Origin of the sequence: Pseudomonas sp. X4 (assembly GCF_040784925.1) — a bacterium.
GTDB lineage: Bacteria > Pseudomonadota > Gammaproteobacteria > Pseudomonadales > Pseudomonadaceae > Aquipseudomonas > Aquipseudomonas putida_Z.
The window spans coordinates 5,400,245-5,412,274 of sequence record NZ_CP160798.1; the positions used below are offsets into that span (position 1 = coordinate 5,400,245).

11 protein-coding genes are annotated in these 12,030 nt (G+C 63.6%); 7 read left to right on the plus strand and 4 right to left on the minus strand.

What is annotated here, in order from left to right; all coding sequences use genetic code 11:
• The first annotated feature begins 129 nt into the window (after positions 1–129).
• Positions 130–1,080 (plus strand): transposase, encoded by a 951-nt coding sequence (locus ABX298_RS24020; RefSeq protein WP_075043887.1) that lies wholly within the window; start codon positions 130–132, stop codon positions 1,078–1,080.
• A gap of 236 nt (positions 1,081–1,316) precedes the next feature.
• Here the strand turns inward: ABX298_RS24020 and ABX298_RS24025 are convergent, their stop codons facing one another.
• Together ABX298_RS24025 and ABX298_RS24030 are read right to left on the minus strand one after the other, a co-directional pair.
• Entirely contained in the window at positions 1,317–2,531 is a 1,215-nt protein-coding gene (locus ABX298_RS24025) for a diaminopropionate ammonia-lyase (RefSeq protein ID WP_075045279.1), read from the minus strand.
• 79 nt (positions 2,532–2,610) lie between these two features.
• The gene (locus ABX298_RS24030) at positions 2,611–3,861 is read right to left on the minus strand and encodes a Zn-dependent hydrolase (RefSeq protein WP_075045280.1); all 1,251 of its coding nucleotides are present in this window, start codon (positions 3,859–3,861) and stop codon (positions 2,611–2,613) included.
• Between the two features lie 166 nt (positions 3,862–4,027).
• Between ABX298_RS24030 and ABX298_RS24035 the strand changes: the two genes are divergently transcribed.
• The gene (locus ABX298_RS24035) at positions 4,028–4,495 is read left to right on the plus strand and encodes an Lrp/AsnC family transcriptional regulator (protein WP_025339219.1); all 468 of its coding nucleotides are present in this window, start codon (positions 4,028–4,030) and stop codon (positions 4,493–4,495) included.
• A gap of 155 nt (positions 4,496–4,650) precedes the next feature.
• Here the strand turns inward: ABX298_RS24035 and ABX298_RS24040 are convergent, their stop codons facing one another.
• On the minus strand, positions 4,651–5,913 hold the full coding sequence (locus tag ABX298_RS24040; protein WP_084785189.1) for an ATP-binding protein: 1,263 nt from the start codon (positions 5,911–5,913) through the stop codon (positions 4,651–4,653).
• Positions 5,910–6,602 (minus strand): response regulator transcription factor, encoded by a 693-nt coding sequence (locus tag ABX298_RS24045; RefSeq protein ID WP_075045281.1) that lies wholly within the window; start codon positions 6,600–6,602, stop codon positions 5,910–5,912. The genes ABX298_RS24040 and ABX298_RS24045 overlap by 4 nt, the downstream gene beginning before the upstream one ends.
• A gap of 196 nt (positions 6,603–6,798) precedes the next feature.
• Between ABX298_RS24045 and bamA the strand changes: the two genes are divergently transcribed.
• From bamA to ABX298_RS24070, 5 genes are all read left to right on the plus strand, one after another.
• Positions 6,799–9,162, plus strand: coding sequence for an outer membrane protein assembly factor BamA (bamA, locus tag ABX298_RS24050; protein WP_075045282.1), 2,364 nt, complete (start codon positions 6,799–6,801; stop codon positions 9,160–9,162).
• A 121-nt stretch (positions 9,163–9,283) separates the two neighbouring features.
• A complete protein-coding gene (locus ABX298_RS24055) occupies positions 9,284–9,667 on the plus strand; it encodes a hypothetical protein (protein WP_075045283.1) in 384 nt (127 codons plus the stop codon).
• A gap of 14 nt (positions 9,668–9,681) precedes the next feature.
• The gene (locus ABX298_RS24060; RefSeq protein WP_075045284.1) at positions 9,682–10,647 is read left to right on the plus strand and encodes an endonuclease; all 966 of its coding nucleotides are present in this window, start codon (positions 9,682–9,684) and stop codon (positions 10,645–10,647) included.
• A gap of 146 nt (positions 10,648–10,793) precedes the next feature.
• Positions 10,794–11,102: a hypothetical protein gene (locus ABX298_RS24065; RefSeq protein WP_075045285.1), complete on the plus strand. Its 309-nt coding sequence runs from the start codon at positions 10,794–10,796 to the stop codon at positions 11,100–11,102.
• A gap of 48 nt (positions 11,103–11,150) precedes the next feature.
• Complete coding sequence (locus tag ABX298_RS24070; RefSeq protein ID WP_025339230.1) at positions 11,151–11,702, plus strand: YbhB/YbcL family Raf kinase inhibitor-like protein; 552 nt, start codon at positions 11,151–11,153, stop codon at positions 11,700–11,702.
• Positions 11,703–12,030 lie beyond the last annotated feature (328 nt).

The following is a 12,030-nucleotide window of genomic DNA, read 5'->3' on the forward strand; positions in this document are numbered from 1 at the left end:
AGCAAAAGCTGCCATTCACCGTTCCACTTTGGCGAGAGCCCGAACAGTTGGATGCGGCTCTGATCTCGAATCACAAGCGTGGGCCAAGCCAAAGTCCTCTCACTGTGTTGAGTTTAGGAGGTTTTGGTGATGGCTTCCTTCTTGGGTATCGATGTTTCCAGTCTCTCCCTTGATGCTGCGGTGCGGCCACAGGGCATCAAAATGCATTTAAGCAATGATCCAACAGGGTTTGAGGCGCTACTGGAGAGCCTTCGCAGGCTCAGTATCAAGCGCGTCCTGTTAGAGGCGACGGGTGGTTACGAGCGAGATGTCATGCGTTTTCTACAGGACGCTGGCTACAAGGTCATACGCGTCAATCCCAGGCGAGCCAGGTCATTCGCTGACTCTTTAGGCATCAAGGCCAAGACTGACGCCATCGACGCCGAGGTTCTGGCGCACTATGCCGAAGTCATTCCAGATCAACCCTCTCTGCGAGTCAGCCCCGAACGAGCGCTTCTGCGAGAGTTGCTTCAGCAACGTGATCGGATGGTTCAACAGCGAGATGACGACCTGCGGCGCCTGAAGCAGGTGCAATCGACTGCAGTTGCTAACTACCTGAATGCCAACCTGAAACACTTCAAGGCGCAGATCAAACGGGTTGAGTGTGAGATCGAACAGCAAATCGCGATGCTGAACGACGAACGGGTTGCCCAGCTGATCAAAGTGAAAGGCATTGGGATGGTGACAGCGGGCAAACTAATAGCGCTGCTGCCGGAGCTAGGTCGGGTTGAATCCAGAGAAATTGCCTCCCTGGTTGGGGTGGCGCCCTTCAACCACGACAGCGGGAAATTCATGGGCAAGCGCTCTATCTCTGGCGGGCGATTTGCGGTCAGGCGATCGCTGTACATGGCATGCCTTGTGGCGATGAAATACAACCCAGCACTCAAGGCTCGTTATCAGTCACTGCGGGAGCGCGGAAAACTTCCCAAAGTCGCTATCGTGGCCTGCATGAGAACGTTCATCGTGCGGTTAAACGCCATGCTCAGAACGGGTACATCATGGCTCGATCTAGTGCTACCGCAGCCTGAAAGTACAACGTAAATCCAGAACGCAGCGTGAGCCGCCTGGAAGCGGGCTTGCCCGCGAAGCCAACACCGTGGTGGATGGCACGGGCTTCGCCCGTGTTCGCGGGCAAGCCCGCTCCCACAGGGATCGCGCCAGCTTTTTGAAATTGAGCAAGACAGTTGCTCCCACAGGTTCTGCATTGCCCTCTAGGACGCTGCCATCTTTGTGGGAGCGGCCTTGCGTCGCGAAAGGGCCGCAATGCGGCCCCCGAATCAAACTTCAACGCGCCAGGCTTGCTGGCGGGCCAGTACCGAGCTGGCTGTCTCGCCCAGCAGGTCGGCATATACGCCGGGGGCGGTGGCGCCTTCGGTACTGATGAAGAGGATGCGGGCGTTGCCGTCGATACCCAGGTCGGCAGCTGCGCCAGCATCCGTTACCAGGTGGGCAAGCCCGGCCAGGCCGGCGACGCCGGACTCACCAGCCACCAGCGGAATGTCGCGAGCGCTGCCAGCAGCCAGACGGCGCATGGCGGCGACAGCTTGGCCATCGCTGATGGTCATGAAGTAATCGACGCTCGGCTCCAGGAAGCGCCAGGCCAGCGGCGATGTCTCGCCGCACGCCAGGCCTGCCATTACCGAGTCCACCGAGCCGGTCGCCCTGGCCGGCTTGCCGAGCAAGGCGCTCTGGTACAGGCAGTCCGCCTGCTCCGGTTCGACCATGACCAACAGCGGGCGCTGTGCGCCGTAGTGCTCCCACAGGTAGCTGACGATGCCGGCCGCCAGGCCGCCCACCCCGCCCTGCAGGAACACGTGGGTGAACGGCGGTTTCCCGGCAGTGGCTTCGATGATTTCCGCAGCGATGGTGCCGTAGCCCTGCATCACGTCACGCGGGATCACTTCGTAGCCTTCATAGGAGGTATCGGAAACCACGGTCCAGCCGTTGCTGGTCGCCAGCTCCGCAGCATGCTCGACCGACGCGTCGTAATTACCGGCAATGCGCACGATCTGTGCGCCATAGGCCGCAATCGCCTGTTCGCGCTCGATGCTGACGTTGGCATGCAGCACGATCACGCAGCGGCAGCCGATACTTTGCGCGGCGGCCGCCAGGCCCTTGCCATGGTTGCCATCGGTGGCGCTGACCACGGTGAACTGCGCCAGCAGGTCGGCGTACTGGCCTTCCAGCAAGCCACGCGGGTCGAACTGCTGCGCGGGGAAGGTACGCCGGATCAGCCTGACCAGGGCAATCGGCGCGCCCAGGGCCTTGAAGCTGCCCAGTTCCGAGCGCACCGATTCATCCTTCACCGACACCTGGGCAACACCCAGCTCGGCAGCCAGGTCAGGCAGGGTGTACAGCGGCGTAGCGCCAGCGTTCAAGCGCGCCCAGCGGGCCAGCCACTGGCGGCTTTCTTCAGCCCTGGCAATGCTCATCACCTCTTGCAACGCTTGCGGGTAAGGCCGGCGGCCAGCCTTGGGGTTGGAAACAAACATGCGGTACTCCTTTCTGCAGGCAACAGGAAGCCCATGCCGCTGAAACCAGGCTTCAGCGGGCGAGGCATTACAGTGGGTATCAGGGGTGGGTCAGGCGACGGCTGACCACATCCAGCAGTACCTGGGCGCCCTGGATCAGTTGCTCGTCGTCGGTATGCTCGCGCGGGTTGTGGCTGATGCCGCCCTGGCTGGGCACGAAGATCATCGCGGCGGGGGCAATGCGGGCGATCATTTGCGCGTCGTGGCCAGCACCGGAGGTCATGCGCCGGTGGCTGAAGCCGAAACGCTGGGCCGAGGCTTCTATGGCATCGGCCAGGCCTGCGTCGAAGATCACCGGTTCGAAACGCACCAGGCGCTCGGTGGTAATGGTCACCCCTTCACGCTCGGCGAGCGCCTCCAGGTATTGGCTCAGGCGGTTTTCGGCGTAAGCCAGGCAAGTTTCGTCGGGGTCGCGCAGGTCGACGGTGAAGGTGGCCTTGCGCGGGATGACGTTGATCACGTTCGGCTCGAACTGCATGCAGCCCACCGTGGCCAGGGTCGTGCCGGAATCCACGGCCATGGCGCGCAACTCGGCAACGATGGCACTGGCGACGAAGCCTGCGTCATGACGCAGGTGGGTCGGCGTGGTGCCGGCATGGTTGGCGTGCCCTTTCACCTCTACTTGCTGCCAGGAAATGCCCTGCAGGTTCTCGACCACGCCAATCAGGGTGTCTTCGGCTTCGAGGATCGGCCCCTGCTCGATATGGAGTTCGAGGTATTCATGCGGCACGATGGCGCCAGGCTCCAGCGTGCCGGCATAGCCGATGCGCGCCAGTTCATCGCCAAGCCGCGTACCGTCGGTGCCAAGGGTGTCCAGCGCCTGCTGCAAGGGCAGGCCGCCGGCATATACCAGTGAGCCCATCATGTCGGGCTGGTAGCGCACACCCTCTTCATTGGTGAATGCGCCGACCGTGATCGAACGCTCAGGCAAGCGCCCGGCATCACGGTAGGCCCGAATCACCGCCAACCCGGCCAGCACGCCATAGCAGCCATCCAGGGCCCCGGCGTTGGTGACGGTATCGATGTGCGAACCCATCATCAGTGGGCGTTGCTCACCGCTGTCGGCGGCAGCGCGCAAAGTACCGAAAATGTTGCCGATGCGGTCGACCTGCACATCGAGGTCAAGTTCGCGCATCCAGCCGACCAGCAGGTCGCGCCCGGCCTTTTCGGCATCGCTCAGGGCGATCCGGGTGCGCCCGCCGTGGGTGGCGTCAGCGCCTACCTGGCCGAGTGCACGGATCTGCTGCAGCAGCAAAGCGCCGTTCAGTTGCAGTGGGGTACTCGCATTCATCAACCGTTTCTCCCTGGGTGCAAAGCCTTGGCTCTACACCGCCGTTTTTGTTCATGGGAGAATTCTATTCGCTCACCATGTACGAAAAGCTTGATTTTTGGCCTTCGCACGCACTTTTATTACGCATTCCCGGCGTTTACCGCTGTTTACCTACAGAGGCCCCTTCATGCCCCTCGATCACTTCGACCTGGCCCTGCTCGATGCCGTGCAGCGCGACGCTGGTACTTCACAGCTGGACCTCGGTGCGCAGGTCAACCTGTCCTCGGCAGCGGTCAATCGGCGGTTGAAGAAGCTGGCGGCCGACGGCGTGATCCGTGGCACGGTGGCACAGGTGAACCCGGAGCAGCTTGGGTACACGCTGACGGTGATCACCGAGGTTGAAGTGGAGAACGAGCGGCTGGACCTGCTGGACGAGATGAAACGCACCTTCCTCGCCTGCCCGCAGGTGCAGCAGTGCTACTACGTGGCCGGGGAATGCGATTTCGTGCTGATCATGCTGGTGCGGCACATGGAGCAGTACACCCAGCTGACGCGCGAACTGTTCTTCGAGAACAACAACGTCAAGCGCTTCAAGACGCTGGTGTCGATGAGCAATGTGAAGACGGGCATGTTCGTGCCGACCCTCACGCCTTGAAGCCTTTATTGCGATTGCGATCTCCTGTGGGAGCGGCTTTAGCCGCGAAGAATCCAACGCGGTGCATGGCACCGGCTGCGCCGGTGTTCGCGGCTAAAGCCGCTCCCACAGGGGACCTGCTAATTCAATGAGCAGTTCCATGAGAGCGGCCTTGCTCAGCCAGGGTTTGCCTGCGGCAGCTCGATGCGCACCCGCAACCCGCCACTCGCGGCGGCCAATGCGGTGATGCTGCCGCCGTGCAAGGCAACGGCCCGCTGGGCAATCGCCAGGCCCAGGCCAAAGCCGTCACCGTTACTGTCGGTGCCGCGGTCGAATGGCTCGAAGATGCGCTGCAGGCGCGCCGGCTCGACGCCCGGGCCATGGTCGCTGACGCTGACCTGCAACCATTGCCCGCCCGGCGCCAGCGCGGCCTCGACCAACACCTCGGTACCTGCTGCGGTGTAGCGCACGGCATTACGGATGATGTTCTCGAACGCCCGGTACAGCAGTTCTTCATGCCCATGAGTGATAAACGTGCCCTGGGCCTGCAAGCAAACCTGGCACTGCTTCATGCCGGCCTCGAAGCGGGCGTCTTCGACGATCTGCGCCAGCAGTTCGACCACATCGAGGGTGGCGAAGTCGTCGCCCTGCCGCGACTGGGCGCGAGCAAGGGTCAGCAGTTGCTCGATCAGGTCGTCCATGCGCCGCGACTCGCGCTCCACCCGTTCAAGCATGTCGAGCCGGTCCGGTTGCTGGCGCATCAGGCCGATGGCGGCATGCATGCGGGTCAGAGGCGAGCGCAGTTCGTGGGAAATATCGTGCAGCAGGTTCTGCTGCGCCTGCACCAACGCCTTGAGCTGGCCGGCCATGCGGTCGCAGTCTTCGGCCAGTTCGACGATTTCGTCACGGCGTTTGCCCAGCCTGGGTTTGACCCGCACCTCGAAACGCCCCTGGGCGACCTGGCCCATGGCTTCGCGCAGCCAGGCCAGCGGGCGGGTCAGGTACAGGCTGCACAGGAAGGCGAACAGCGCGCTCATCAGCGTGCCGGTAAACAGCGGGCCCATGCTGCGCGGGCGTGGTGGCTCGCCAATGGTCGTGGCCACCGAAGCGCGCAGCACCAGCGGGCGGCCGTCGCGGTCGCTCAGCGCCTGCTCGAACCGGGCCACTGGCACCGCCCTGCCGGCCAGCAACCGGCCCTGGCTATCGTAAAGGCCCACCTGCACATCCGGCGGCTGCGGCGAGACCTCGAGCAACTGTCGGCCAGCCTGCTCGCCGTAACGTTGCAACAGCTGCAGTTCGGTGGCCAGCAGCGAGCGCAGCGCCGGGGTATCACCACGCAGGTCATTGAGCATGAAGGCGCCCGCGCCCACCAGGAAGGTCAGGGTGTTGGCCAGCCAGAAGGCCAGGAACAGCTTCCAGAACAGGCGCCGGCGCATCATTCGACGATCAGCATGTAGCCCATGCCGCGCACGCTCTGGATCCAGCTGCTGCCATCGGCGCGCGGCCCGAGCTTTTGCCGGATGCTGCTGATGTGCACGTCGATGCGCCGGTCGTAACGGGTCAGCGGCCGGCCCAGGGCATTGAGCGACAGGTCCTGCTTGCTGACCAGCTGGCCGGCCTGGCGGGCCAACGCTTCGAGCAGGCTGAACTCGGAGCCGGTCAGCTCGAGGATGGCAGCGCCCCAGTGCGCCTCGCGTCGGCCAGGCCACATCTTCAGGGCACCGCTGCGCACCTGTTCGGGCACCATGCCTTCGCCCATCAGTTGCGGCTGAACACGGCGCAGGATCGCCCGCAGGCGCGCCACCAGTTCACCGGGGGAGCTGGGCTTGGGCACATAGTCATCGGCACCCAGCTCCAGGCCGGCGATACGGTCGATGTTGTCGCCACGGGCAGTCAGCAACAGCACCGGTACCTGGCTGCGCGCGCGCACACGCCGCAGCACTTCGATGCCCGAAATGCCCGGCAGCATCACGTCCAGCACCACCACCTGATAGTTGCCGGTCAATGCCTGAGCTTCGCCCTCCTCGCCAGTGCCGACGGCGGTGGCCTGGAACCCTTCGCGGGCCAGGTATAAAGAGAGCATTTCGGTGAGTTCGCGGTCGTCGTCGACCAGCAGCACAGGGATCATCAGGGCCAGGAATCGTGATTGCAGGGGTTGCAATGATCGCCCCGGCGGCTGGCACTGTCACCGCCGGCCGGTCGGACTTTACACATCTTTACCCTCGGCTAACCGCGCCGAACACAGCCCGCCCGTATCCTCATCGCCCGCTGCATGCGGGTTGCCCGCGCTTGCTCCCTCCGAACCCGCTTGTCTGGAACCCTCGATGAACTACCCGCGCCTGTTGCTCTCCGTCCTGCTGCTGAACGCCACGTTGGCCCAGGCCTCCCCCTTCAGGATCGCCGACATCCGCGTCAACGGCCTGCAGCGGGTTTCCGCCGGCAGTGTCTTCGGTGCCTTGCCGCTGAACGTCGGCGACCAGGCCGATGACCGCCGACTGGTGGAGTCGACCCGTTCCCTGTTCAAGACCGGCTTCTTCCAGGACATCCAGCTGAACCGCGATGGCAATGTCCTGATCATCAACGTGGTCGAGCGCCCGTCGGTGTCGAGCATCGAGATCGAAGGCAACAAGGCCATCAGCACCGAAGACCTGATGAAGGGCCTGAAGCAATCCGGCCTGGCCGAAGGCGAGATCTTCCAGCGTGCCACCCTCGAAGGTGTGCGTAACGAACTGCAGCGCCAGTACGTGGCCCAGGGCCGCTACTCGGCCGAGGTCGACGCCGAGGTGGTGCCGCAGCCGCGCAACCGCGTGGCGCTGAAGATCAAGATCAACGAAGGCACCGTCGCCGCCATCCAGCACATCAACATCGTTGGCAACAACGTGTTCGACGACGAGACCCTGGCGCAGCTGTTCGAGCTGAAGACCACCAACTGGCTGTCGTTCTTCAAGAACGACGACAAGTACGCCCGCGAAAAGCTCTCCGGTGACCTGGAACGCCTGCGTTCCTACTACCTGGACCGCGGCTACATCAACATGGACATCGCCTCCACCCAGGTGTCCATCACGCCGGACAAGAAACACGTCTACATCACCGTCAACATCAACGAAGGCGAGAAGTACACCGTCCGTGACGTGAAGCTGTCCGGTGACCTGAAAGTGCCGGAAGACCAGGTCAAGTCGCTGCTGCTGGTGCAGCCAGGCCAGGTGTTCTCGCGCAAGGTGATGACCAGCACCTCCGAGCTGATCACCCGCCGCCTGGGTAACGAAGGCTATACCTTCGCCAACGTCAACGGCGTGCCGCAGCCGAACGATGAAGACCACACCGTCGACATCATGTTCGTGGTCGACCCGGGCAAGCGTGCCTACGTCAACCGCATCAACTACCGCGGCAACACCAAGACCGAAGACGAAGTGCTGCGTCGCGAAATGCGCCAGATGGAAGGCGGCTGGGCCTCGACCTACCTGATCGACCAGTCCAAGACCCGTCTGGAGCGTCTGGGCTTCTTCAAGGAAGTGAACGTCGAGACCCCGCCGGTGCCGGGCACCGACGACCAGGTCGACGTCAACTACAGCGTCGAGGAGCAGGCCTCCGGCTCGATCACCGCCAGCGTCGGTTTCGCCCAGAGCGCCGGCCTGATCCTCGGTGGCTCGATCAGCCAGAGCAACTTCCTCGGTACCGGTAACAAGGTGTCGATCGGCCTGACCCGCAGTGAGTACCAGACCAAGTACAACTTCGGCTTCACCGACCCCTACTTCACCGCCGATGGCGTCAGCCTGGGCTACAACCTGTTCTACAACAGCACCGACTACAGCGATTACTACGACGACGGCGTTTCGTATTACGCGATCGACAGCTACGGTGCCGGGGTCAGCTTTGGCTACCCGATCAACGAAACCTCGCGCCTGACCTATGGCCTGACCCTGCAGCACGACAACATCTCGCCCGGCACCTACAGCGCCGACGAGATCTACGACTTCATCGCCCGCGAAGGCAAGAGTTTCAACAACCTCAAGGCCTCGATCGGCTGGTCGGAATCGACCTTGAACAAAGGCGTGCTGGCTACTCGCGGCCACTCGCAGAGCCTGACGCTGATGGCCACCACCCCTGGCAGCGACCTGTCGTTCTACAAGCTGGACTACAGCGGCCAGACCTACCTGCCGCTAACCAGCAACACCTCGCTGCGCCTGCATACCAGCCTGGGCTACGGCAACGGCTATGGCTCCACCGACGGGCTGCCGTTCTATGAAAGCTACACCGCAGGTGGGCTGGGTTCGGTGCGCGGGTTCAAGGACGGCAGCCTCGGCCCGCGCAATACCCCGGCCACCGGCACCTACGCCAGCGCCGGGCAGGCCTATTACTCCGACCGTGACACCGACGTGCTGGGCGGCAACATCCTGATTGCCGGCGGCGCCGAATACATCTTCCCGTTGCCGTTCGTGAAGGACCAGAGCCAGCTGCGCAGCTCGGTGTTCGTCGATGCCGGCAACGTGTACGCCGACACCTGCTACCTGTCGACCACCCAGGGCTGCGGCAGCGTGGACCTGGCACAGGTGGCCGTGTCGCTGGGGGTTGGCGTGACCTGGTACAGCCCAATGGGGCCGTTGAGTTTCAGCCTGGCGGCACCGCTGAAGAAGCCGGATGGGGCAGAAACCCAGATCTTCCAGTTCTCGCTGGGGCAGACCTTCTGATGCCTGATGCCGTAACGCGCTGGCGTTGAGCATTACCCGCTTTTACCCCTGCTTAACCCAAGTTGACAGTGACCTTGCTTAAGCTGGCCAGGACTCGTACCCCGCCCAGCAGGACATGCCCATGCCTCCCTTCACACCATGCTTCCCCACTTCACTGCGCCCCGACGAAGTCCCGGTCGCGCTACTCGACCTGGTCCAGCAGCGCCTGGCCGGGCTGCTCGGCCCGCGCTTCACCGTGGTGCTGGGCGGCAGTGGCAACGGTGCCGGGGTCAGCCACTACCACCTGGCAATCCAGCACAACCAGAGCGGTGTTTCCCTGGAGGACACCGGCGCCGTCGGCACCGGCTTCATCGAGCGCCTGCTGCGCATGGCCACCCAACTCAAGGCCATGCTCGACTCGGCCACGTTCAGCAGCATGGGCAGCGACGACCCGCGCCGCCCACTGGTGTGGATCAGCGAGCTGGCCTGCCCCAAGGAAATGATTACAATGCATGCCCCAACCTGAAATATGTTTTCCCCATGAAATCACTGCTTTACGCCGTATCCTTACTGTTTTCCTTTACCCTGCCCGCCCTTGCCAGCCCACCGGCGACCTTCACCGAAGCCAAGGTGGTGGCCAAGCAGAAGGTGTACATGGACCAGGCCAGCAGTGCCATGGGCGACCTGTACTGCGGTTGCAAATGGGCCTGGGTGGGCAAGTCTGGCGGGCGTATCGATGCCGCCTCTTGCGGCTACCAGACACGCAAGCAGCAGAACCGCGCCGAACGCACCGAATGGGAGCACATCGTGCCGGCCTACACCTTCGGCAACCAGCGCCAGTGCTGGAAGAACGGTGGCCGCGAGCATTGCGTGGATGACGACCCGGTGTTCCGCGCCATGGAGGCCGACCTGTTCAACCTGTACCCGGCAGTGGGCGAGGTCAACGGCGACCGCAGCAATTTCAACTACGGCATGGTTGCTGGCAATGCAGGGCAATACGGGCAGTGCTCCACCAAGGTCGACTTCGTGCAGCGTGCTGCCGAACCGCGTGACGAAGTGAAAGGCCTGGTCGCCCGCACCACCTTCTACATGTACGACCGTTACAAGCTGAGCATGTCGCGCCAACAGCAGCAGTTGCTGATGGCCTGGGACAAACAGCACCCGGTGTCGGCCTGGGAGAAAGAGCGTGACCGGCGCATTGCCGCGATCATGGGCCATGCCAACCCCTTCGTGACCGGGGAACGCAAATGGACCGCCAACTACAAGCCGGTCGGCAGTGGCGTGGTACAAGCGGTGCCGGCGAAGGCTGCCAAGCCAGAGGCCAAGCCGAGCCTGGCCAATGCCGGGTCGGTGGGGGCGGTGCTTGGCAACCGCAACAGCCACGTCTATCACCTTTCCGTCGGCTGCCCGGGCTATACCCAGGTCACCGCGAAGAACCAGGTCACCTTCGCCACAGAGGGTGAGGCGCAGGCAGCGGGTTATCGCAAGGCGGGCAACTGCCGCTGATCACCTTCCTCGGGGCCTGCGCGGCCCCCTTGCAATCGAGCGGGCTGCACGGCAGCCCGCAACAATGACCATCCGTCGCCCAGACGGCACCCCACTCCCCGCCCCCAGCCCAACGAATGACAGATCATCCGCAAAGGAGACGTTCCATGATACGCATTCGCCCACTCTCACTGTGCCTTGCTCTTGCCCTTGCCAGCGTCACTGGCACCAGCTTCGCCGCCACCGACACAGACACCGACAGCCGCCCGCAAACCGACCAGTACGGTGGCAAGACCGCCGGCGAAGACAGCAGCGTCAACAGCCCAGGCAGCAGCAAAGCCAACGACAGCAGCGACACCGGCAGCAACAGCGATGCCGCCGACGGCGCCGCTGGCGGCTCCAACAGCACCGGCGAAGCCACCGGCTCCGGCGCCGGGCACTCGGGTGGCACCGCCGAGGACCAGGACAGCCATTGAGGCCGGCCTGGGCTACACTGCGCCGGAACGCCCTGCCAAGGATTCACCATGAACCTCAAACCCTGGCTGCTCGCCGCCCTGCTGCCGTGCAGCGCCCTGGCCGTCGCTGGTGGCCAGGGCGCGCTGTCGATCAGTTCATCGTCGTTCACCGATGGCGGCGTGATCGCCTTGCAACAGGTTGGCCCGGACCCGGCCTGCGGTGCCGGCGAAGAGCGTACCCCGCAACTGAGCTGGGACAACCTCCCCGCAGGTACCCAGTCGCTGGCCCTGATCATGTTCGACCCGGACGGCGGCAAGGGCATTGGCGTGGTCCACTGGATCGCCTACAACATCGACCCGGCCCAGGATGGGCTGAAGGAAGGCGTCGCCGGGCTGACCGGGCAAGGCGTGACCGTGGGGCGCAACTCGCGGGGCACGCTCAGCTACCGCGGCCCCTGCCCACCCGCCGGCGACAACCCGCACCACTACGCGCTGACGCTGATCGCCACCGACCTGCCATTGGGCACCCTGCCCGAAGGCCTGGACCGCAGCGGCCTGCTGCAACTGCTGCAAGGTCACGCGCTAGGGGCGCAGAGCCTGGTCGGGCGCTATGGCCATTGAACCGTACGGTACAAAAACAATTGATCACCCCCATAGCATTTATCCATTGAATGGCCCGGCCGAACTGAAGTAAGCTCGGGCACATTCACTGGAGAGCAACATGCCGAAACACACCCGCAACCACGCCAATCACACCGGTCGCACCCTGCGCCCTGTGCTGGCCGTTGCCGGCTGCGTGGCACCTGCCAGCTATTACTTTGGGTATTGGTTTAGCCACTAGGCGCCGATACCCACACGGCGCCCACCTTCGAGGGGCCGCCGAACATGAGAATACTCAAACCCCCGGTCGGCTCCCCGACCGGGGGTTTTGCTTTTCAGGCCTTTGAAC